A 19,914-nucleotide genomic window follows, 5' to 3' on the forward strand; every position below is an offset into this window, starting at 1 on the left:
TTGGGGAACCAGTACTGCATGTATTCGGCCACCGCGGTGACTTCGGTTCCCACCGCCATGACGATGCAGGTCCAGTAACTGTAGCGCACCAGGAAACCGGCCAGCGGGCTGATGTAATGCTCGGCAAATGCACCAAACGAACCGGATGTGGCATGGGCGATGGTCATTTCCGCCAGGCAGCCCATCAGTAGCAGGGTAATCAGCCCGCCGATGGCGTAGCTGAGCAAGACGCTGGGGCTGGCAAAGCCGATGGCAAACTTGCTGCCCAGAAACAGGCCGGTGCCAATGGCACCACCGATGGCGATCATGCTCATCTGCCGGCCGCTCAGCCGGCGTTGCAGTCCGCTTTCGCGCTGCTGGATGTGGTCAAAACTCATGGTTTCTCCTTACCTTCCCTTGGTGGAGCGGCGCATTTCTCTTGGACGTGGCGCGGCCTGGATGCGCTCGGCTCCGCTGATGGTGTGTTGCAGGGTGAGAACCGCCAGCCGGGCGGCTGGCGGGGTGTGGCTCAGGTCACGGCGTGACGCTGCTTGAAGCGCGGCTGGTCCCAGCTGGCGCTGTCCAGGATGTCGCGCAGGATTTCCACGGCATCCCAGATATCGGTATGGCTCAGATAGAGCGGCGTGATGCCAAAGCGCAGCACTTCCGGCTCGCGGTAGTCACCGATCACCCCGCGGTCGATCAGTGCCTGCATCACGGCATAGCCCTCGGGGTGGCGATAGCTGACATGGCTGCCACGGCTGGCATGTTCGCGCGGGGTGATCAGCGTCAGCGGATGGTGGGCGCAGCGCTGTTCCACCAGCTGGATGAACAGGTCGGTCAAGGCCAGCGATTTCTCGCGCAGTGCCGCCATGCTGGTTTGCAGCGTGGCGTCCAGCCCGCATTCCACCAGCGACATCGACAGGATGGGCTGGGTGCCGCACAGAAAACGGCGGATGCCCTGGGCCGGCTGGTAATCGACTGCCATGTCAAACGGGCGCGAGTGGCCCCACCAGCCGGACAAGGGTTGCCAGAAGCCATCCTGATGGCGGGCCGCTACCCAGATGAAAGCGGGGGAGCCGGGGCCGCCATTGAGATATTTGTAGGTGCAGCCGACCGCGAAGTCTGCCTGGGCGGCGTTCAAGTCTACCGGTACCGCGCCTGCCGCATGGGCCAGGTCCCAGATGGTGAGCACGCCATGCTGATGGGCCTGGGCGGTGACGGCAGCCATGTCATACATGGCACCGGTACGGTAATTGACGTGGGACAGCAGCAATACCGCCACGTCTTCGTCCACTGCCTGTTCCAGCGACAGGTTGTCGTCGATCAGCCGCATTTCGTAGCCTTGCTGCAGCAGGTCTATCATGCCCTGGATCATGTACAGGTCGGTGGGGAAGTTGTCGCGCTCGGACACGATGACCTTGCGCTGCGGGGCTGCTTGCTGCTGGATGCGGATGGCGGCGGCCAGTGCCTTGAAGATATTGAGCGAGGTGGTGTCGGTAATCACCACTTCATCCTTGCTGGCACCAATCAGCCCGGCCAGCTTGTTGCCCAACCGGCGCGGCAGTTCGAACCAGCCTGCAGTATTCCAGCTGCGGATCAGGCCCACCCCCCATTCCTGGCGCAATACTTCCAGGCTGCGTCCCTCGGCACTATTGGGCAGCACGCCCAGCGAGTTGCCATCCAGATAGATGACATGGTCCGGCAAGCTGAATTGCTGGCGCAGGGCGGCCAGTTGATCCTGGCGGTCGGCGGCCAGGCAGTGCTCACGGGTCAGCATCGGTCTCTCCTTTGTGGTGCTGTGTTTGTTATCGGGGCAGGATTGTGCGCAGTACGGCGCGCACCGGACTGGCATCCAGGTTGATCAATTTCAGTGGCAGGGCGATCAGCTCGTAGTCGCCGGGTGGGGTCTCGTCCAGCCACAGGTTTTCCAGAATCGCCATGCCGTGGTGGGCAACGGCGTGATGGGCGTCCAGCGTCTTGCTGTCTGCCGCATCCAGCGAGGCGGTATCCACGCCGATCAGCCGCACGCCTTGCTGGCCCAGCCAGTGGATGAGTGCCGGGTTCATGGCACAGAACCCGGCATCCCATTGCTGCGGAAACTGCCGGTAACAGCGGATCAGCAGCCGTGGAGGCAGCGGGCCTGGCTGGTCTGCCAGTGCCTGCTGCAGCCGGAGCAGGGTGAGCAAGGGCGCGGCATCCAGGCAGTGCACCACGCGGCAGGGGCCAAGGTAGGCATCCAGATCAACCCGGCCAATGGGCAGACCGTCCGCCTGGTAGTGCAGCGGGGCATCGGCATGTGCACCACTGTGTGGCGACAAGGTCAGCCGGGCGACATTGACCGGGCAGTGTGCATCCAGCTGCCAGGCCGGGCTTTCCTGTAGCGGGGTGTCTCCTGGCCACACTGGCATGCCGGCATACAGCGGTGGGCTGATGTCATACAGCATGGTGCTCTCCATGGGTTAGGCAATTCATGTTAGCACCATGATTCTTTTGAAAAATTGCAATTTCAACTTGTGGTTCTGTAATATTTCGCAGAATATTCAACTAATTTGTTTACATAAGAAAGGAAATTGCAAATGCAGCTGGATGCCATTGATGTGCGGATTCTTTCTGCATTGCAGCACAACGGCCGGCTCAGCAATCAGGACCTGGCCGACCAGGTGGCGCTGTCACCATCGGCCTGTCTGCGCCGGGTGCGTGCGCTGGAGGAGGGCGGCTTGATACGCGGCTATCATGCCGAACTGAACGCGCTGGCCCTGGGCTTCGAGCTGGAAGCCATCGTGCAGGTGACGCTGGATCGTAGCCGCGATGACTGGCATGACGAGTTCTTGCAGCAGATCGAAGCGTTCGAGGAGGTGACTGCCGCCTTTGTGGTGACTGGCCCGTGCAATTACATCCTGCAGGTGCGCTGTCGCAGTTTGCCGGCGTTTTCCGAATTTATTGTCGAGAAGCTGAACAAAGTGCCTGGCATGCGTGATTTCAGTTCTTTTATCGTGCTGAAAATCGTCAAGGACACGCGCGACCGCTTGCCGTTGCGGCCCATCTGAACCGGATGGCAGTGGCCGTAACAATGTGGGCCTATGCTGTCTGATAAGCGACTGTCTGTCGTATCGGCTGTAACTTACCTGTGGTGTGAGCAAAAACTCTAGAAAAGTGGATTTTGTGGCGGAGGTTGGGGGATAATGCCGCCCAGCCAAACTGAGGTGCATCAAAATGAAGTGTGTTGACGATTTCCGCCTGCGTCTGGGCAAGCAAGAACTGGTTCCCATCATGGTGGGCGGCATGGGTGTGGACATCTCCACCGTCGCCCTGTCGCTGGAGGCTGCCCGACTGGGGGGTATCGGCCATATTTCCGATGCCATGGTACCCACGGTGACGGACCGTCGCTTCAACACCAAGTTTGTCAAAGACAAGCTCAAGCAATACAAATTCAACGTCGAAAACGCCGACAAGTCGGTGGTGAAGTTTGATCTGGACATCCTGGCCGAAGCCACCAGGCTGCATGTCGGCTCGGCCATGGAAGCCAAAAAGGGCGACGGGCTGATTTTCATCAACTGCATGGAAAAGCTCACCATGAACGCGCCCAAGGAAACCCTGCGCGTCCGCATGCAAACCGCCATGGATGCCGGTATCGACGGCATTACCCTGGCCGCTGGCCTGCATCTGGGTTCCTTTTCGCTGATTGAAGATCACCCGCGTTTCCGCGATGTGAAGCTGGGCATCATTGTTTCGTCCCTGCGCGCCTTGCAGCTGTTCCTGAAGAAGTCTGCCCGTACCGGTCGTCTGCCGGACTACGTGGTGGTGGAAGGCCCGCTGGCTGGCGGCCATCTGGGCTTTGGCATGGACTGGGCGCAGTACGATCTGGCCACCATCGTGGCGGAAATCCATGCCTGGATGCAGGCGGAAAAGCTGGATATCCCGCTGATTCCGGCTGGTGGCATCTTCACCGGCAGCGATGCGGTCGGCTTCCTGGAAAACGGTGCCAGTGCCGTGCAAGTGGCCACCCGCTTTACCGTCACCCGCGAATGTGGTCTGCCGGAAAAAGTACAGCAGGAATACTTCAAGGCCACTGAGGACGATATCGAGGTGAACCAGCTGTCGCCGACCGGTTACCCGATGCGCATGATCAAGTCCTGCCCGGCCATTGGCGATGGCATTCGTCCCAATTGCGAGGCTTACGGCTATCTCTTGGACGCCAATGGCAGCTGTTCCTATATCCAGGCTTACAACCGCGAAGTGGCCGCCCATCCGGGTGAGCGCCGCATCAAGGTGATGGACAAGACCTGTCTGTGTACCCACATGCGTAATTTCGATTGCTGGACTTGCGGTCAGTACACCTACCGCCTGAAGGATACGACCCGTCGCAATGAAGACGGCAGCTACCAGATTCTCAGCGCCGAGCATGTGTTCAAGGATTACCAGTTCAGCAAGGATGGCAAGGTAGCCCTGCCGGATTGATAAGGTACACAAACCCGGTCTGGCTGGACCGGTAGTGGAGAATGGCGAAACGCTGCGGCGCTTCGCCATTTTTCTTGTTGAAGCGGTACTGGCAGTAGTATTGTCAGAGCCTGTCTTGTCACTGTTTGAGGATTGCCATGACGGAACATCTGGACCCCGCCACCACCGCCCTGATTCTGATCGACTTGCAACAGGGCATCCTGGGTTTTGCCAAACAGCCTTATGACACCGAGCAGGTGCTGGAACATTCTGCTGCACTGGCCAAGGCGTTTCGTGCTGCCGGTGCACCGGTGGTACTGGTGCGGGTAGGCTGGTCGGCGGATGGCGGCGATGCCCTGCAACTGCCGACCGATCTGGTGCCACCGGCCACGCCGGTGCCGGATAACTGGCTGCAACAACCGGCCGAACTGGAAGTGGCGGCCAGTGATATCCAGATCATCAAGCGGCAGTGGAATGCGTTTTACGGCACCGAGCTGGATTTGCAGCTGCGCCGCCGTGGCATCCGCACCATTGTACTGGCTGGCATTTCCACCCATATCGGGGTGGATTCCACCGCCCGTTCCGCCTGGGAGCGCAATTACGCCGTGGTGCTGGCAGAAGATGCCATGAGCTGCCAGGTGCTGGAGTGTCACCAGTTTTCCGTCAAGCACATTTTCCCGCGCCTTGGCCGGGTGCGCAGTACGGCCCAGGTCTTGCAAGCCCTGGCAGCCGGGAAGGATGGCAGTGAGTCGTTATCCGCTTGATCCGAACCAGATTGAACTGACGGCGATCCGGGCGCAGGGTGCCGGGGGGCAGAATGTCAACAAGGTGTCTTCCGCCATTCATCTGCGTTTCGATGTGATGGCGTCCAGCCTGCCCGATCACATCAAGCAGCGGCTGCTGGCAATGGCCGATGCCCGGCTGAGCAAGCAGGGCATCATCATCATCAAGGCGCAGCAGCACCGCACACAGGAGTTGAACCGGGATGATGCGCTGGCACGGCTGCAAGCCATGGTGGATGCGGTTTCTCACCAACCCAAGGCCCGGCTGTCCACCCGGCCTACCTATGGCTCACGTCAGCGCAGGCTGGAGGGCAAGTCCCGGCGTAGCGGTATCAAGGCCTTGCGTGGCCGGGTGGATGACTGAAGCACCAAGGAAGGCTCAGGCGCGACGACTGGATTGGCAGCTGGGGAAAATGTGCTTGGCCAGTTCTTCAGCCGGAACCGGTTTGCACAGCAAAAAGCCTTGTAGTTCGATATCCGGATGGTGCGCACACAGGTAGTCCAGGTCCTGCGGGCTGTCTATGCCTTCCGCCACCATGCGCAGGCCCAGTTCACGTGCAATATTGGCCATGCCGGCAATGATGCTCTGGCTGCGCGCATCCTGATGGATGTCCTTGATCAGGATGCGGTCGAACTTCAGCTCGGTCAGTGGCAGGTTCTTGATGTGTTCCAGCGTGGTGTGGCCGGTGCCAAAGTCATCCAGTGACAGCTCGAAGCCACGCATGCGCAGGCGCAGCAAGGTTGCCAGCGTGTGGCCGAAATTGGTGAAGGCCATGGTTTCGGTGATTTCTAGCACGATGCGGTCAAACGCCAGGCCGCGCGATTCCACTTGTTCCACCAGCCAGTCCAGAAATTCCCGGTCATCCAGCAAGCGGCGCGACAGATTGATAGACAGTCGCAAGTCCTGTGTTTCCGGGCCGCGCATCAGCAAGTCCAGGCTGGTTTGCACGATACGGTGGGTCAGCAGCGAAATGAAGCCCTCGTGTTCCAGCATGCCAATGAACTGGTTAGGCCCCAAAATGCCCATGGTGGGATGACGCCAGCGCGCCAGGGCTTCGATTTGCACCGCCTTGCCCTGGCGCAAGTCGTAAATGGGTTGATAGAAGGCACAGAACTGGTTGTGGGCCAGCCCGGTGATGATGTCTATCAGCGGCAGGCTGCTTTTGTTGTCGATGATGTCCTTTGGCAAGTCCAGCAAGCGGGTGATTTCGGTCAGGAACAGATTGTCATCAATCGGTTTGGCCAGATGGCCAATACCGGTGAAGCCCAGCTCCTGCGCGGCACGCACGCTATTGGCCAGCAAGTCGGGCGAATGTCCGCTGATCAGCAGCAATGACGGAATGTGCGGTTGGCGCGACAGCTGTTCCACCAGCTCGATGCCATCCATGCCTGGCATGTTCAGGTCGGTAATCACCAGGTCCAGCCTGGGTATCTTGCGGCTGAGCTGGAATGCCCAGGTACCATCGGCGGCTTCGTGGATGATGGCATTGGGAATTTGCTGGCACAGCGCTTTGAGTAGCTTGCGCTGGCTGCTGCTGTCTTCGGCGAGCAGGATCTGTCTTGGCGGTTTGCGGTTCATGGCAGGCGCGCACGGCAGTGGATATTTCTCAATCTAAGCAGGTGTCATGCGATCTTTCCAGTTAAAAAACCGTGAAAGCTCAAGTCCTTTAAGGGAATTGCTGGCCTGTTATGCTGGCTTTAATGGATTGTTGAAAAATAATGGCAATACCATGAAGGCCAGTGTGTATATTCTGAACCCGAGAGATGAGTGCGGAGGCGGGAGAAAATGACGTACGCCCGGCATCTCGCCACAGGGTGGGCGAATGGTTCCGGGCGGTGCATGATGCAATGCGGCTGGCTGGACGGGCTTCAAGCCCGCAAGCAAGCGGCACAAGACTGCGCGACCTGCTCAGGTGGGCTGAAGGTCGCGAGACGAGATGACTTGCTTAGCGACGCTTGAAATGCTGCGGTGCCTGGCCGCCGACCGGTGCGGTCGGGTGGCGGAAGTTGATGCGACCCTTGGTCAGGTCGTACGGCGACATTTCCACGGTCACACGGTCACCCACCAGTACGCGGATACGGTGCATTTTCATTTTACCCGAGCCATAGGCCAGGATTTCCACATTGTTGTCCAGGCGCACGCGAAAGCGCGATTCCGGCAGCATTTCAATAACGACGCCTTGCAGTTCGATCATGTCTTCTTTGGACATTAACGATTCCTTTCAGTGTAACGGGGGGGCCAATAGCCCATGCGGCAGTCCCTCACGGAGCGCCGCATGATCTGCGATAACAGATTGCTTCTATCGATAACCAAGCAGGTAAGACTGGCAGCACACACGCTAGTGTGCCGTTACCAAGGCAAGGCAGACGGATTGAAACCCCGGTTGGGGAACGGTCCGGAAGGAGGCAGCGCGCATTATACGGCTAAATGGCTGATTTGTCAGCATAAATGAACAGTGAAGCTGCATTTGCTGCTGTATGCACTGTGTCAGCAGCAAAAACACTTATGCATCCGCAGCTTAGCCGCTGTTGTTTGCATGCCGCACCGCTTGTTGGCAACGGCTGTGGGCCTGGCCTGGAGGCATGCTGTCCTGCAGTGCAGGTGGTGCCGGCTAGTGGCAAGTTGGTAAAGACAAATACTTGATTTATGTCACAAAAGGAAAATTCAACATTCATATTCTTACAATTCAATACAAAAATGCACTGGATTATTCTTTCTTGAGCTGACATCCTGTAGGGTTTCGATTATCACGTTTTGCTGATATTCAAATCGAGGCAAAACGTTATCAGTTGTAAACTCTGTAGTAGGACAGACTTATGGAAAACAATAGAGAAGGCGAAGGACTCCGGCGCAGCCTGCAGGCGCGTCATTTGTCCATGATCGCCATTGGCGGCTCCATCGGCACCGGCCTGTTTCTGGCATCCGGCGCCACGGTAGCCTCGGCCGGGCCGGGTGGGGCCTTGCTGTCGTATGCCCTGATCGGGCTGATGGTGTATTTCCTGATGACCAGCCTGGGGGAAATGGCGGCTTTCATGCCGGTGTCCGGCTCTTTCCAGGTGTATGGCTCGCGTTTTGTCGATGCGTCCTTCGGCTTCGCCCAGGGCTGGAATTACTGGTATAACTGGGCGGTCACCATTGCGGTGGAACTGGCCGCGGCGGCCATCGTCATGCATTACTGGTTCCCGCATGTGCCGGGCGTGGTGTGGAGTGCGCTGTTCCTCGCCATCATTTTTGCCCTCAACTATTTCTCGGTGAAGGGCTTTGGCGAGGCGGAATTCTGGTGCTCCATGCTCAAGGTGGTCACCATCATTGCCTTTATCATTGTCGGTTTCATGATGATTTTCGGCATCATGACCAATCCGGACAGCAGCCGTTATGCGCCGGGCCTGAATGTGTTCATGCATGGTGACGGCCCCTTTGTTGGCGGTATGGCGGCGTTTGTCAGCGTGTCGATGATTGTGGGTTTTTCCTTTCAGGGCACCGAGCTGATCGGTGTGGCTGCGGGCGAATCCAGCCATCCGGCCAAAACCATTCCGCGCGCCGTGAAGCAGATTTTCTGGCGCATCCTGATGTTCTACATGCTGTCCATCCTGATCATCGGTTTCATCCTGCCGTATAACGACCCGATGCTGCTGAAGAATGATGTGCAGGACGTAGGTGCCAGCCCGTTTACCCTGGTATTCAGCCGAGCCGGTCTGGCGCTGTCCGCCAGCCTGATGAATGCGGTCATCCTGTCGGCCATTTTGTCGGCGGGGAACTCTGGCATGTATGCCTCCACCCGCATGTTGTACGTGATGGCGCATAACAAGATGGCACCGGCCTGGTTCGGCAAGCTCTCCGACAGTGGCGTGCCACGCAATGCCCTGTACGCCACTACGGTTGTGGCGGGCCTGTGCTTTCTTTCCTCGCTGTTTGAAAGCAATGCGGTGTACCTGTGGCTGCTCAACTCTTCCGGCATGACCGGCTTCATTGCCTGGCTGGGTATTGCCGTGTGTCATTACCGCTTCCGTCGTGCCTACGTACAGCAAGGATATGATCTGGCTGACCTGCCTTATCGTGCGCGCTGGTTCCCGCTGGGGCCGCTGTTTGCCTTTGCGCTGTGCATGTTGATCATGCTGGGGCAGAACTACGCTGCATTCACCAGTGCCAAGGTGGACTGGAACGGTGTGGTGGCCACCTATATCGGCATTCCGCTGTTCCTGATCCTGTGGCTGGGCTACAAATGGAAACATGGCAGCACGCTGATTGCGCTGGACAAGATTGCCCTGGCCGAAGCGCACGCCCAGCTGGAGCATTCCGAGCCCAAGGCCCGACTGGCCGGACAGATGGCTGACTGACAAGGAGATGACACTGGACGAGGCCCGGCTCTGCCGGGCCTTTTTCATGACCATGCCATGCTGCGCAACAAATTTTTTGGCGGCCTGCGCTGTATCCCGGCGATGTGCACGTTACAATCGCCGCGCATGGCACTGCACGACAAGATGCAGCACACGCGACACACCACCCCCACCAAGCAGGCCAAACCTGCCCGGAGAACAACAACATGGCCTTGATGTCACTTTTTTTCAGCAAGTACCTGTTTGTACTGGCTGCCTTGCTTCCCATCATCAATCCGCCAGGATTGGTGCCCATTTTCATTTCGATGACCGCGCGCAACAACAAGCAGCAGCGTGCCTTCCTGGCGCGCCGCATTGCGCTGTACTGCTTTTTGCTGCTGCTGGGCAGCATGTATGTAGGCAGCTTTGTGCTGGAATTTTTCGGTGTTTCACTGCCGGTGGTGCAGTTGTCCGGTGGCTTGCTGATTTCGCTGGCAGCCTGGCGCATGCTCAATGACAACCCGGCGGAGAGCAATCAGCCCTCCACCGAATCGGCCCGTCAGGAAAATCGGGATGAACTCAAGCAGCGGGCCTTTTATCCGCTGACTTTTCCGCTGACCGTAGGGCCGGGTTCCATTTCGGTGTCCATTACGCTGGGTGCGTCGATGTCGGTCGCCGGCAAGCCCATGGTCAAGTACATGCTGGTACCCATGGCCAGCCTGGCCGCCGTGCTGTCACTCGCCGTGCTGGTGTACATGTGTTATCGCCACGCCGACAAGCTGCTTGGCTATCTGGGGCAGACCGGCTCGGTGGTGTTCCTGCGTTTGTCGGCCTTCATCCTGATGTGTCTGGGGGTGCAAATCATGTGGGAAGGGGTGGAGCAGCTGTTTGTCGAGTTGATCCAGAACAACGCCGACTTACTGCACCGCTAGGCCAAAGCCTTGCTGCACGGCTTGCTGCAGTTGCGGATAAAACGCCAGGAAGTCTGTTTCCAGCGCAGCATAGTGTTGCAGTAAGTCGTCAATACCATGGGCAACCGGGTTGTCACGCCGGATACGGTGACGGGAAAAGCCGTGCAGCACGACGGCGATTCCTTCGGTTGCTGCATAAGACCCTAGCCAGTCCTGCGCCTGCATGCGCGGCAGAATGTCCAGCAGGCGGGGAGGCAGCCACTGGCGATGGGCTTGCAGTTCTGCATAACTGCGTGCAGTGAAGTCGGCCAGTGGCATGCTGGAAAATGACGTCCAGTGTCTTGCCAGGAAGTGGTCGTAAAAAATATCCACCAGAATGCCGGCATAGCGTCGTCGCGCGGGCGCAATGCGATTCTTGCTTTGCCTCACCAGCGGATGGCTGTCGGTATGGCTGTCGATCTGCCGGTGCAACAACATGCCCTGCTGCAAGGAGATGGGCAGGTGGCCGGCCTGGGATGGCTTGAGGAAGTCACCCAAGAGATTTCCCACCCGCGCCGCCGGGTTGTCCGGTGCCAGATGCAGGTGGGCCAGGTAGTTCATGCGGCACTCTGGCGATTGAGCCTTACCACGATAACGTCCGCCCGCTCTGCGCAGAACAGGGTGAGGCCCACTGCCATTTCTTGCCACAGGGCATCATGCAGTCCCAGCTGGCAGTGCCGGCCATCTTCACGGTACACGTCCAGTGTGCTGCCGGCTGCCAGCATCACCAGCAATACTTCATCATCACTGTGCACATGCTGTTTGCCTTGCACGGTCAAACGTTCTGTTTGTTGACGGTAACGGCTACGGCGGGTCATGACGTTGAAGTCGGACACCGGCCCGTCCTGTAATTGGCTGGTGATGGCCTCTTCCCCGGCAAAGGCCAGCGGCTGGCTGTGTTGCTGCAGCAGACTGCGGCTGCCATCGCCCCGCTGTAGCAACAGCCCCTTGCCATCCAGCAGCAATAGCTGGCGATCCACACCACTGAAATGCGAAAACGGGCCGTCGCTGGCCACACTGGCCATGCTGATGCGGTAGTCGAAATCTTCCAGTGTGGCACCCGGAGGGGAGATCAGGATCTGGCGCGTGGTACCACCACCGTTTTTCCACGCGGTGGTCGGATAGTCGCAGGCTGACAGGATGTGCATGGCAGGCTTTGGCAGGTAAAACGGCGATTATCCCCTCATGTTCCGGTGGATGCACCTGCTGTCTGGTAGGCCTGCTGGCAAGCTCTTGTTATGGCTGGTTTTTGTAGTGCGTCAACTACATGCAAAACGACTTGATCTGACGCAATATGCCATTTCGCTGGAGTGCCAAGATGGGATCAAACCTTACAGGCGCAGCAGGGCAGGGCCGGATGGCTCTGCTGACAGTTGCTTGCCAAACAGCAATGCTGCCTGCGCCACCCCACCTTAAGGAGATCATCATGGCTACCAGTGCTTTCTTCATTCCTTCCGTCAACCTGATGGGTGCCGGCTGCCTGCAACAGGCCGTCGACAGCATGCAGGCCCAGGGTTTCAAACGTGCGCTGATCGTGACCGATGCCGGTCTGGTCAAGACCGGTCTGGCAGATAAGGTGGCAAAGCTGCTGGCTGCTGCTGATATCCAGTCTGTCGTGTTTGATGGTGTACACCCCAATCCGACCAGTGCCAACGTCAATGCAGGTCTTGCGCTGTTGCAGGAAAAACAATGCGATGTGGTGATTTCGTTGGGTGGCGGTTCTCCGCACGACTGTGCCAAGGGCATTGCGCTGGTAGCGGTGAATGGCGGCAAGATTCAGGACTACGAAGGCGTGGACAAGTCTGCCAAGCCACAGCTGCCGCTGGTGGCCATCAATACCACTGCGGGTACGGCCAGTGAAATGACGCGTTTTTGCATCATCACTGATGAGGCCCGCCACATCAAGATGGCTATCGTCGACAAGCACACCACGCCGATTCTGTCCGTCAACGACCCGGAAACCATGGCTGGCATGCCGCCTTCGTTGACTGCCGCCACCGGCATGGATGCGCTGACCCATGCCATTGAAGCCTATGTTTCCACCATCGCCACGCCGATTACCGACGCCTGCGCCTTGAAGGCCATCAGCCTGATCGTGGCCTACCTGCCGCGTGCCGTAGAAAACGGTCAGGACATGGAAGCCCGCGAGCAGATGGCCTATGCCCAGTTCCTTGCTGGTATGGCTTTCAATAACGCTTCGCTGGGTTATGTACATGCCATGGCCCACCAGCTGGGTGGTTTCTATGACTTGCCGCACGGGGTGTGCAATGCCGTCTTGCTACCGCACGTGCAGGTGTTCAACAGCAAGGTGGCCGCCGCGCGCCTGGCGGATGTTGCGGTGGCGCTGGGGGTAAAGGCAGATGCTGCAGAGGCCATTGTAGCCATTCGTCAACTGGCTGCCCGCGTGGGTATTCCGGCTGGTCTGACCCAACTGGGGGTGAAAGAACAGGACATCCCGGTACTGGCTACCAATGCCCTGAAAGATGCCTGCGGCTTTACCAATCCGGTTCAGGCCACGCATGAGGAAATCTGTGCCATCTACCGTGCAGCCATGTAAGCATCGTCTGGTTTGATATCCAGCAGACAGGGCCGGCTTTGCCGGCTCTTGTTCATTTCAGCGGCTGGCAAAACCTGCGGCAGTGGCGGCGCTGCGGATGGCTTCCAGCACCAGTCTGGCCTTGCGCGGGATACGCCGGCTGGCGAATACCGCGTGCATCTGCGCATCCTCCCCCCGGCTGGACACAATGCGGTAATCCGGGCATAGCCGCACCAGCTGACCCTTGGCCACCAGTGGCTCGGCCAGCCAGTCGCCCATGCGTGCCACGCCCCAGCCAGCCAGCGCGGCCTGTAGCACCGCATTGCCAGAACTCACCCGGTGGCTGGCATTCAGGTTGAGGCTGACCTGATGGCTGCCCGAGACAAAATTCCAGGCTTTCAGGATGCGTGGCGCGGCATGAATCAGGATGGCGTGTTCACTCAGTTCTTCTGGCTGTAGCGGCAGGCCATGGCTGGCGACATAGGCCGGGCTGGCGTACAGGCGGCGTTGATAGGGCCATAATGGAAAGCCGATCAGCTCGCTGGAGGCGGGATAGGCACCGCGGATGCTGAAGTCCAGCTTCTCGCGGATGGGCTCCAGAATGGTGTCGCTGTACAGGATGTCAAAGCGCAGCTGCGGGTTGTGCTCGGCCAGTTGTTGCAGGATGGGCGGCAGGAAATGGCTGGCCATTACCTCGGGGGCGGAAAAACGCAGCCAGCCGCGCGGGGCGCTACCCAGTGCCGCCAGGTCGTCTTCCACCTCTTCCTGCAATTGCAGGATTTGCCGCGCGGTATCGTAGTAGGCCTCGCCTGCCATGGTGAGGCTGACTTGCTTTTGCGAGCGGGCCAGCAGACTGGTGCCCAGGTTTTCTTCCAGCGCCTGCACCGCACGGGTGGCGGTACTGGGCGAGGTACCCAGCTGACGAGCCGCCGAGACAAAGCTCTTGCGCTCTACCACGGCGCAGAAGACCTGCAATTCCCATAACAGCTTCATCTGGCATACCTGTATTGCAGAAATTGCAATACGGTATTGCAACAGCAAGGGCGGTGCAAGTCCTACAATGGTCAGCATTATCAGGAGGCTATCATGTTGTTGACCTTGGGGTTCTTGTGTTTCTTTTCTTTCATGGCCGGTTTGATTGACGCAGCCGTGGGTGGTGGTGGCCTGATCCAGACGCCGGCACTGTTCAATTTTCTGCCGCAGTATTCTGCTGCCACACTGTTTGGCACCAACAAGATGTCCTCGGCAGTGGGCACCTTGTCGGCCGCACGCTCTTATCTGCAACGGGTACGCCTGCCTTGGAAACTGGTGATTCCGGCGGCCATCACCGCCTTTGCCATGTCCTTTGCCGGTGCGGCTACGGTGAATGCGATCCCGAAGTCGGTGATTCGCCCGCTGGTGCTGGTGCTGCTGGTGTTGATGGCTATGTACACCTTGTGGAAAAAAGACTTTGGCAAGCTGCACAAACCGGTGACGATAGGTCGCCGTGAAATGGTCGTCGGCATGGCCATTGGCGGGGCCATCGGGTTTTATGATGGCCTGTTCGGGCCGGGCACGGGCAGCTTCCTGATTTTCCTGTTCATCCGCTTTTTTGCTTTCGACTTCCTGCATGCCTCGGCTGCGGCCAAGGTGGTGAACCTCACCACCAATGTGGCTGCGCTGGCGTTTTTCATTCCTACCGGCAATGTGCTGTTCCAGTACGCCATTCCGATGGCCGGCTTCAATGTGCTGGGTGCCATGGCGGGGTCCTGGGTGGCCATGAAGAAGGGGGCTGGCTTTGTCCGTATCCTGTTCCTGCTGCTCACCACGGTGCTGATTGGCAAGCTGGCCTGGGATATGGTGCAACCCTGGTTGCATGGCTAGGCTTAGTCTGCCGGCAAAAAAAGACCACGCATGATGGCGTGGTCTTTTTTTATCACGTTGCGCGCTGGGGGCTCAGTCGTGTTTGTCCCAGCCGCGATGACGGCCATGGTCGTGGTGGTGGCGATGGTGACGACGTTCTTCACCACGCGCCGGGGCTGCCGGGCTCTCCTCACGCTGGTTCTTGGTGGTAATGGCCACGCCGGTGGCACCGCCAACCGCGCTGCCGATGATGGCGCCATTGCGGCCACCTACTGCATTACCTACCGCGGCACCTGCTGCACCGCCTACTGCACCACCAAGAATCGCATCTGTTGTCGAGCCTGCCTGAGCGGCAGTGGCTGCCAGGCTGAGGGTAATGACCGAAATCCACTTGTTCATTTGCATGGTTTGCTACTTCCACTAAGTTAGTGGCGGCAGTCTAGTAACAGCGGGGCAAATCGGACAAGCGACGAAATGTTAGCAAGTATTGAAAAGCGTTTGCCATGTAATGACTTATGCATCAATTGGTGGTTGTTCGATTGCAAGTTATTGAATTGTATTGATTATTTATTCCATGCTCAGGCGGTGGTTTTATAACAATCTGTTACAGAGTCAGGCCGGGTAAACCGCTCGACCCTGCAACAGCCATTGTCATACTGTCAGTTTGTCATTGCCGGACAGCCTGCACATTACTGCCCGGAACAACCGCAACCACCGCCGCCGCCACAACCACCACTGCTAGCCGGTGCGGCTTCCTGTACCTGGTTCAGGCTGATCTGGAATTCAATCACAATCATCTCCGGCTGACGTTCGGCATAGCGGAAGGTGACTTGCTGGCCATAACGCTGGCGGACTTGTTCCAGCAAGGGCAGGGGGTCGTGATCGTTGACGAAGCGCATCACTTCGCCGTCGTGCAGCGATTCGAGCGCGCCAAAAATGGCTGCATGGCGAAAGCGTTTGGCAACGCCACGGGCGTCGAACAGGTAGCTGGTATTGAGTTGGGGGGAGAGCGTTGTCATGATGACTTCCTGCTTGAGGGTGGTGAAGCCCGGATTGTGTCGCCTCCGGGTATGACCCATCCTTGAGTCAGGATAAGAAAATCCGCATCGCCACCCCCCGCAGGCCAGCCAATCGGGAGCATCCTATGAATCCGCTGCGTTGCCCGCCGGCCAGTCTGGCCCGTACGCTGTTGCAGTTACCCAATGTCGGCCCTGCCATGGCAGCAGATTTGCGCCTGCTGGGACACACATCGCCGCACTCGCTCACCGCAGCTGACCCATACCGCCTCTATGCGCAACTGTGCCAGCAAACCGGTGTGCACCACGACCCGTGCGTGCTGGATGTGTTCATTGCCGTCTGTCACTACCTGCAACATGATGAAGCATTACCCTGGTGGCATTTCACCGCGGCGCGTAAGCAGAAACTGCCCGGTGATGCCGCCGCTGGCATCCCTCTGTACAATAAAGCGCCATGAACCTGCACCCATCCCGGCCAGATACCGCCTCCCCCTTGCTTGCTTGTCATGAGTGCGATCTGTTGCAAGCTGCGCCTGCCAATCGTGCACAGGGGGTGAGCTGCTGCCGTTGTGGTGGTCAATTATTGCCTGGGCCTGCCTACCGGCCCAGTACCTCGCTGGCTCTGGTGCTGGCGGGTTTGCTGGTGTTTGTGCTGGCCAATGCCTTTCCCGTAGTGGGCCTGGAAGCCGGGGGGGTGAAAACGGCGACCACCTTGCTGGGCACGACCTGGCAGCTGTCGCAGCAGCAAATGGAACCGGTGGCCTTGCTGGTGTTGCTGACCGGCGTGCTGACGCCGGGGCTGGAGCTGCTCTGCCTGCTGTATTTGCTCTTGCCCTTGTCGCTTGGCCATGCACCGCGCGGTTTTGCACGGGTAATGCGGCTGGTGCATGTGCTGCATCCCTGGGGCATGGTGGAAGTATTTCTGCTGGGTGTGCTGGTGTCGCTGGTGAAGCTGGCGCACATGGCCGAGGTGCATCCCGGTATTGGTTTGTGGTCGTTTTTTGCCCTGATCGTGCTGCTGGCCGGTAATGCCAGCCGTTTTGACCCGGGCATGCTGTGGGAGCGCTATCAGGCATGTCGCGACCGAACTTGAAAAGCGCAGCCAGTCAGGGTGTGTGGCGCTGCCATGCCTGTGGTCAACTGAGCCGGGTCAGCGCTCCGGCGGCAGCGGCAGTCAGCTGCCCGCGTTGCGGTGCCAGCCTGCACCAGCGCAAACCGCATAGCCTGCAATATGCCTGGGCTTTTTTGCTGGCAGCCATGTTGTGCTACATCCCGGCCAATTTGATGCCCATCATGCTGACGGAAATGCTGTCCGGCACCCAGCGCGATACCATCATGAGCGGGGTAGCCTATTTGTGGCGCAGCGGTTCCTGGCCGCTGGCCCTGGTGGTGTTCGTGGCCAGCGTGCTGGTTCCTTTGCTGAAAATTTTGTCCATGTTGCTGTTGCTGCTTACCGTGCACTGGCGTTCGCGCTGGGCACCCCGCCAGCGCACCCGCTTATACCGCCTGCTGGAAGTGGTGGGACCATGGTCGATGCTGGATATCTATGTGGTTGGCTTGCTGGTGGCTCTGGTGCAGCTGCAATCGCTGGCCACCATCAAGGCCGGGCCGGGTGCCATTGCTTTTGGCGCCGTGGTGGTACTGACCATGCTTTCTGCCATGCATTTTGATCCCAGACTGATCTGGGATGTATTCGAGGACGATGATGAGCGATAAGCCTTCCGCACAAACAGAAGAAACCCGCCCGCCAGAGAATGCTGCCGCGCAGGATGCCTTGCCCGTGGCGCTTGCCAGCCCGGCACGGCAAAGCCGCTGGTCGCCATCGATGGTGTGGCTGATTCCGCTGCTGGCAGCCTTGATAGGCGGGTATCTGGCGGTGCAGGCCATTCTGTCGCGCGGCCCCACCATTACCATTACCTTCCGTAGTGGTGAGGGGCTGGAGGCCGGCAAAACCCGTATCAAATACAGGGATGTGGATATCGGTGAAGTCACGGCCGTGCGTATCAGCCCGGATAGCAAGAATATTGAAGCCACTGCCCAGTTGAGCAAGGAGGCCGAACGCTTCCTGGCGCGCGACAGCCGCTTCTGGATTGTGCGGCCACGCATTGCCGGTGGTAGCGTCTCCGGCCTGGGCACCTTGTTGTCCGGTGCCTATGTCGGCATGGATGCAGGCAAAAGCAGCGAAATGAGCCAGCATTTCACCGGTCTGGATGTACCGCCCATCATTACCGGGGACCTGCCCGGTCGCCAGTTCGTGCTCAAGGCGGCAGAGCTGGGGTCGCTGGATATTGGCGCGCCGGTGTATTTCCGCCGGGTGCCGGTAGGGCAGGTGGTGGCTTATCAGCTGGACAAGAGCGGCAGCAATGTCGACATCACGGTGTTCATCAACTCCCCTTACGACCACTTTGTCACGGCGGATAGCCGTTTTTGGCATGCCAGCGGTATTGATTTGTCGATTTCAGCCAACGGGCTGAAGGTGAACACCCAATCGCTCAGCGCCATCATGCTGGGCGGCGTGGCGTTCGAAACACCGGTCAGCCCGACCGAGGACAAACCGGCCGCAGCCGGTGCGGTGTACACCTTGTCCAATACGCGTGAACAGGCCATGCAATCGCCAGATCATGAGGTAGTACCGCTGTTGCTGAAGTTCCAGCAATCGGTGCGTGGACTCACCGTGGGTGCGCCTGTCGATTTCCGTGGCATCGTGATTGGCGATGTCACCAGCATTGGCATGGAGTACGATGCACCGCGCAAAGACTTCAACATGCTGGTGAGCATCCGCATCTTCCCCAGCCGTCTGCTCAGCCTGTCACGCAATCTGACTGCGGAAAAACTGCACCAGCTGAAACTGGACAAGATGGTGGAACACGGCATGCGTGCGCAGCTGCGCTCCGGCAGCTTGCTCACCGGCCAGCTGTATGTGGCACTGGATTTCTTCCGCGATGCCAAGCCAGCCCAGTTGCTGCATCGTCAGGGCATGGATGTGCTGCCTACCATTCCTGGCGACCTGGAAGAGCTGCAAGGCGTGCTGCAACGCATTGCCCGCAAGCTGGACAAGGTACCGTTTGACAGCATAGGCCAGGAGCTGGATGGCACCATCAAGGAGCTGCACGCCACCCTGAATACCGTGCAACAGCTGGGCAACAGCCTGGATGGCAAGGTAGTGCCGCAAACCCTGCAAACCCTGCAGCAGTTGCAACAGACGCTGGACAGTGCCAGCCAGGCCCTGCAAGCCAATTCCCCCTTGCAGCAGGATGTGCGCAAAGCCGCGCAGGAAGTTACCGAGACCGCGCGCAGCTTCCGTGCGCTGAGTGATTATCTGGACCGTCACCCGGAAGCTCTGATCCGTGGCAAACAGGAGAATAAGCCATGAAAATGCGCAACCTTGCCCGTGGAATGTGTTTGTGTGCCGTGCTGCTGACGGCCTGCACCTCGGTGCCATCCCGCTTCTACCAGTTGCAGGCCACCAGCATGCCAGGCCAGAACCAGCGGCCCGGAGCGGTATTGCTGGTGGAGCAGGTTACGCTGCCGGCCGGGATGGACAGGCCACAATTACTGCTGGAGAACGCCGAAGGCCGCCCGCAGCTGCAAGAGCAGGATTACTGGACGGCCAGCCTGAGCCGCCTGTTGACCCAGGCTGTGGCAGGAAACCTGGCCGTGCAGCTGGGCTTGTCCACCATCTATGCAGCACCGCAACTGAGCCTGGGGCGGACCGACCTCAGCTTGCAACTGGATCTCCGTGAATTCCGCCTGCGTCATGGACAGGGCGCATCGCTGGCTGCGGCTTGGCGGCTGGTACAGCCCGCCTCGCACAAGGTGTTGCTGCAAGGTTATTTCAACCAGCAGCAGCCAGTGACTGTAGCGGGTAATGCCGCGCTGGTAGCTGCACAGCAGCAGTTGCTGGATGCGTTGAGCCGGCAAATTGGCGATGCCATGGCTGCACATCCGGACTATCTGCATCCAGCGGGGTGAGCATAGGGGCGGGCAGGCGCGTTGCTTTCCTGTCCGGCTGCTGAGGCGCGCTGGCGCACAGGGCTTGGCAGGATGGGGGA

Annotated in this window: 23 protein-coding genes; 13 read left to right on the top strand and 10 right to left on the bottom strand. The window is 59.0% G+C overall.

Annotated features, from left to right (window positions below; translation table 11 throughout):
• From HWX34_RS14195 to kynB, 3 genes are all read right to left on the bottom strand, one after another.
• The coding region (locus HWX34_RS14195; protein WP_178972860.1) for an amino acid permease at nucleotides 1-377 on the bottom strand (377 nt) is incomplete at its 3' end.
• 131 nt (nucleotides 378-508) lie between these two features.
• Nucleotides 509-1,759: a kynureninase gene (kynU, locus tag HWX34_RS14200; protein WP_178972861.1), complete on the bottom strand. Its 1,251-nt coding sequence runs from the start codon at nucleotides 1,757-1,759 to the stop codon at nucleotides 509-511.
• A 28-nt stretch (nucleotides 1,760-1,787) separates the two neighbouring features.
• Complete coding sequence (kynB, locus tag HWX34_RS14205) at nucleotides 1,788-2,426, bottom strand: arylformamidase (RefSeq protein ID WP_304506141.1); 639 nt, start codon at nucleotides 2,424-2,426, stop codon at nucleotides 1,788-1,790.
• Between the two features lie 132 nt (nucleotides 2,427-2,558).
• Here kynB and HWX34_RS14210 point away from each other — a divergent pair, with 132 nt between their 5' ends.
• The 4 genes from HWX34_RS14210 to arfB all read left to right on the top strand — a co-directional run bounded on the left by HWX34_RS14210 (nucleotide 2,559) and on the right by arfB (nucleotide 5,565).
• Nucleotides 2,559-3,029 (top strand): Lrp/AsnC family transcriptional regulator, encoded by a 471-nt coding sequence (locus tag HWX34_RS14210; RefSeq protein ID WP_178972863.1) that lies wholly within the window; start codon nucleotides 2,559-2,561, stop codon nucleotides 3,027-3,029.
• A gap of 166 nt (nucleotides 3,030-3,195) precedes the next feature.
• Nucleotides 3,196-4,440 carry a nitronate monooxygenase gene (locus tag HWX34_RS14215; RefSeq protein ID WP_178972864.1) on the top strand — a complete coding sequence of 415 codons (1,245 nt, stop codon included), beginning with the start codon at nucleotides 3,196-3,198 and terminating at the stop codon, nucleotides 4,438-4,440.
• Between the two features lie 137 nt (nucleotides 4,441-4,577).
• On the top strand, nucleotides 4,578-5,183 hold the full coding sequence (locus HWX34_RS14220; RefSeq protein ID WP_178972865.1) for a hydrolase: 606 nt from the start codon (nucleotides 4,578-4,580) through the stop codon (nucleotides 5,181-5,183).
• Nucleotides 5,158-5,565 carry an alternative ribosome rescue aminoacyl-tRNA hydrolase ArfB gene (gene arfB, locus HWX34_RS14225; RefSeq protein WP_178972866.1) on the top strand — a complete coding sequence of 136 codons (408 nt, stop codon included), beginning with the start codon at nucleotides 5,158-5,160 and terminating at the stop codon, nucleotides 5,563-5,565. Before HWX34_RS14220 ends, arfB begins: the two co-directional genes overlap by 26 nt.
• 15 nt (nucleotides 5,566-5,580) lie before the next feature.
• Here arfB and HWX34_RS14230 read toward each other — a convergent pair whose 3' ends face one another.
• Nucleotides 5,581-6,780 carry an EAL domain-containing protein gene (locus HWX34_RS14230; protein WP_178972867.1) on the bottom strand — a complete coding sequence of 400 codons (1,200 nt, stop codon included), beginning with the start codon at nucleotides 6,778-6,780 and terminating at the stop codon, nucleotides 5,581-5,583.
• A 367-nt stretch (nucleotides 6,781-7,147) separates the two neighbouring features.
• Nucleotides 7,148-7,411, bottom strand: coding sequence for a translation initiation factor IF-1 (infA, locus tag HWX34_RS14235; protein WP_045845245.1), 264 nt, complete (start codon nucleotides 7,409-7,411; stop codon nucleotides 7,148-7,150).
• A 607-nt stretch (nucleotides 7,412-8,018) separates the two neighbouring features.
• Here infA and HWX34_RS14240 point away from each other — a divergent pair.
• Both HWX34_RS14240 and HWX34_RS14245 read left to right on the top strand, forming a co-directional pair.
• Complete coding sequence (locus HWX34_RS14240; protein ID WP_178972868.1) at nucleotides 8,019-9,539, top strand: amino acid permease; 1,521 nt, start codon at nucleotides 8,019-8,021, stop codon at nucleotides 9,537-9,539.
• Between the two features lie 215 nt (nucleotides 9,540-9,754).
• On the top strand, nucleotides 9,755-10,450 hold the full coding sequence (locus HWX34_RS14245) for a MarC family protein (protein WP_255496773.1): 696 nt from the start codon (nucleotides 9,755-9,757) through the stop codon (nucleotides 10,448-10,450).
• Here the strand turns inward: HWX34_RS14245 and HWX34_RS14250 are convergent.
• On the bottom strand, nucleotides 10,436-11,029 hold the full coding sequence (locus HWX34_RS14250) for an ACP phosphodiesterase (RefSeq protein ID WP_178972870.1): 594 nt from the start codon (nucleotides 11,027-11,029) through the stop codon (nucleotides 10,436-10,438). The two genes, HWX34_RS14245 and HWX34_RS14250, sit on opposite strands and share 15 nt — an antisense overlap.
• A complete protein-coding gene (locus HWX34_RS14255) occupies nucleotides 11,026-11,616 on the bottom strand; it encodes a HutD family protein (protein ID WP_178972871.1) in 591 nt (196 codons plus the stop codon). Before HWX34_RS14255 ends, HWX34_RS14250 begins: the two co-directional genes overlap by 4 nt.
• A 278-nt stretch (nucleotides 11,617-11,894) precedes the next feature.
• Here HWX34_RS14255 and yiaY point away from each other — a divergent pair, with 278 nt between their 5' ends.
• A complete protein-coding gene (gene yiaY / locus HWX34_RS14260; RefSeq protein ID WP_178972872.1) occupies nucleotides 11,895-13,025 on the top strand; it encodes an L-threonine dehydrogenase in 1,131 nt (376 codons plus the stop codon).
• 57 nt (nucleotides 13,026-13,082) lie between these two features.
• Here yiaY and HWX34_RS14265 read toward each other — a convergent pair whose 3' ends face one another.
• On the bottom strand, nucleotides 13,083-13,997 hold the full coding sequence (locus HWX34_RS14265; protein ID WP_178972873.1) for a LysR family transcriptional regulator: 915 nt from the start codon (nucleotides 13,995-13,997) through the stop codon (nucleotides 13,083-13,085).
• Nucleotides 13,998-14,090: 93 nt separating this feature from the next.
• Between HWX34_RS14265 and HWX34_RS14270 the strand changes: the two genes are divergently transcribed.
• Complete coding sequence (locus HWX34_RS14270; protein WP_218645195.1) at nucleotides 14,091-14,867, top strand: TSUP family transporter; 777 nt, start codon at nucleotides 14,091-14,093, stop codon at nucleotides 14,865-14,867.
• 72 nt (nucleotides 14,868-14,939) lie between these two features.
• On the opposite strand, the gene HWX34_RS14275 is transcribed toward HWX34_RS14270, so the two are convergent.
• Nucleotides 14,940-15,245, bottom strand: coding sequence for a glycine zipper domain-containing protein (locus HWX34_RS14275; protein WP_178972874.1), 306 nt, complete (start codon nucleotides 15,243-15,245; stop codon nucleotides 14,940-14,942).
• Nucleotides 15,246-15,535: 290 nt separating this feature from the next.
• Nucleotides 15,536-15,865 (bottom strand): DUF2249 domain-containing protein, encoded by a 330-nt coding sequence (locus HWX34_RS14280; RefSeq protein WP_178972875.1) that lies wholly within the window; start codon nucleotides 15,863-15,865, stop codon nucleotides 15,536-15,538.
• Between the two features lie 125 nt (nucleotides 15,866-15,990).
• Between HWX34_RS14280 and HWX34_RS14285 the strand changes: the two genes are divergently transcribed.
• From HWX34_RS14285 to HWX34_RS14305, 5 genes are read left to right on the top strand one after another with little or no spacing between them, the layout of a single operon-like run.
• Nucleotides 15,991-16,320: a helix-hairpin-helix domain-containing protein gene (locus HWX34_RS14285; RefSeq protein WP_178972876.1), complete on the top strand. Its 330-nt coding sequence runs from the start codon at nucleotides 15,991-15,993 to the stop codon at nucleotides 16,318-16,320.
• On the top strand, nucleotides 16,317-16,955 hold the full coding sequence (locus HWX34_RS14290) for a paraquat-inducible protein A (protein ID WP_178972877.1): 639 nt from the start codon (nucleotides 16,317-16,319) through the stop codon (nucleotides 16,953-16,955). Before HWX34_RS14285 ends, HWX34_RS14290 begins: the two co-directional genes overlap by 4 nt.
• A complete protein-coding gene (locus tag HWX34_RS14295; RefSeq protein WP_178972878.1) occupies nucleotides 16,937-17,578 on the top strand; it encodes a paraquat-inducible protein A in 642 nt (213 codons plus the stop codon). Before HWX34_RS14290 ends, HWX34_RS14295 begins: the two co-directional genes overlap by 19 nt.
• Complete coding sequence (locus HWX34_RS14300) at nucleotides 17,565-19,235, top strand: intermembrane transport protein PqiB (protein WP_255496779.1); 1,671 nt, start codon at nucleotides 17,565-17,567, stop codon at nucleotides 19,233-19,235. Before HWX34_RS14295 ends, HWX34_RS14300 begins: the two co-directional genes overlap by 14 nt.
• Nucleotides 19,232-19,834 carry a membrane integrity-associated transporter subunit PqiC gene (locus HWX34_RS14305; RefSeq protein ID WP_178972879.1) on the top strand — a complete coding sequence of 201 codons (603 nt, stop codon included), beginning with the start codon at nucleotides 19,232-19,234 and terminating at the stop codon, nucleotides 19,832-19,834. Before HWX34_RS14300 ends, HWX34_RS14305 begins: the two co-directional genes overlap by 4 nt.
• The last annotated feature ends 80 nt before the right edge of the window (nucleotides 19,835-19,914 follow it).

Source organism: Aquitalea sp. LB_tupeE (assembly GCF_013391415.1).
Classification (GTDB): domain Bacteria; phylum Pseudomonadota; class Gammaproteobacteria; order Burkholderiales; family Chromobacteriaceae; genus Aquitalea.

Excerpts from the sequence above, each read along its gene's own strand:
- HWX34_RS14220 (WP_178972865.1), top strand. The coding sequence starts at position 4,578 with ATGACGGAACATCTGGACCCCGCCACCACCGCCCTGATTCTGATCGAC.
- kynU (WP_178972861.1), bottom strand. The coding sequence starts at position 1,759 with ATGCTGACCCGTGAGCACTGCCTGGCCGCCGACCGCCAGGATCAACTG.
- HWX34_RS14275 (WP_178972874.1), bottom strand. The coding sequence starts at position 15,245 with ATGAACAAGTGGATTTCGGTCATTACCCTCAGCCTGGCAGCCACTGCC.
- HWX34_RS14305 (WP_178972879.1), top strand. The coding sequence starts at position 19,232 with ATGAAAATGCGCAACCTTGCCCGTGGAATGTGTTTGTGTGCCGTGCTG.
- HWX34_RS14285 (WP_178972876.1), top strand. The coding sequence starts at position 15,991 with ATGAATCCGCTGCGTTGCCCGCCGGCCAGTCTGGCCCGTACGCTGTTG.
- HWX34_RS14215 (WP_178972864.1), top strand. The coding sequence starts at position 3,196 with ATGAAGTGTGTTGACGATTTCCGCCTGCGTCTGGGCAAGCAAGAACTG.
- arfB (WP_178972866.1), top strand. The coding sequence starts at position 5,158 with ATGGCAGTGAGTCGTTATCCGCTTGATCCGAACCAGATTGAACTGACG.
- yiaY (WP_178972872.1), top strand. The coding sequence starts at position 11,895 with ATGGCTACCAGTGCTTTCTTCATTCCTTCCGTCAACCTGATGGGTGCC.
- HWX34_RS14240 (WP_178972868.1), top strand. The coding sequence starts at position 8,019 with ATGGAAAACAATAGAGAAGGCGAAGGACTCCGGCGCAGCCTGCAGGCG.
- HWX34_RS14265 (WP_178972873.1), bottom strand. The coding sequence starts at position 13,997 with ATGAAGCTGTTATGGGAATTGCAGGTCTTCTGCGCCGTGGTAGAGCGC.
- kynB (WP_304506141.1), bottom strand. The coding sequence starts at position 2,426 with ATGCTGTATGACATCAGCCCACCGCTGTATGCCGGCATGCCAGTGTGG.
- HWX34_RS14245 (WP_255496773.1), top strand. The coding sequence starts at position 9,755 with ATGTCACTTTTTTTCAGCAAGTACCTGTTTGTACTGGCTGCCTTGCTT.
- HWX34_RS14280 (WP_178972875.1), bottom strand. The coding sequence starts at position 15,865 with ATGACAACGCTCTCCCCCCAACTCAATACCAGCTACCTGTTCGACGCC.
- HWX34_RS14210 (WP_178972863.1), top strand. The coding sequence starts at position 2,559 with ATGCAGCTGGATGCCATTGATGTGCGGATTCTTTCTGCATTGCAGCAC.
- infA (WP_045845245.1), bottom strand. The coding sequence starts at position 7,411 with ATGTCCAAAGAAGACATGATCGAACTGCAAGGCGTCGTTATTGAAATG.
- HWX34_RS14300 (WP_255496779.1), top strand. The coding sequence starts at position 17,565 with ATGATGAGCGATAAGCCTTCCGCACAAACAGAAGAAACCCGCCCGCCA.
- HWX34_RS14255 (WP_178972871.1), bottom strand. The coding sequence starts at position 11,616 with ATGCACATCCTGTCAGCCTGCGACTATCCGACCACCGCGTGGAAAAAC.
- HWX34_RS14230 (WP_178972867.1), bottom strand. The coding sequence starts at position 6,780 with ATGAACCGCAAACCGCCAAGACAGATCCTGCTCGCCGAAGACAGCAGC.
- HWX34_RS14290 (WP_178972877.1), top strand. The coding sequence starts at position 16,317 with ATGAACCTGCACCCATCCCGGCCAGATACCGCCTCCCCCTTGCTTGCT.
- HWX34_RS14295 (WP_178972878.1), top strand. The coding sequence starts at position 16,937 with ATGTCGCGACCGAACTTGAAAAGCGCAGCCAGTCAGGGTGTGTGGCGC.
- HWX34_RS14270 (WP_218645195.1), top strand. The coding sequence starts at position 14,091 with ATGTTGTTGACCTTGGGGTTCTTGTGTTTCTTTTCTTTCATGGCCGGT.
- HWX34_RS14250 (WP_178972870.1), bottom strand. The coding sequence starts at position 11,029 with ATGAACTACCTGGCCCACCTGCATCTGGCACCGGACAACCCGGCGGCG.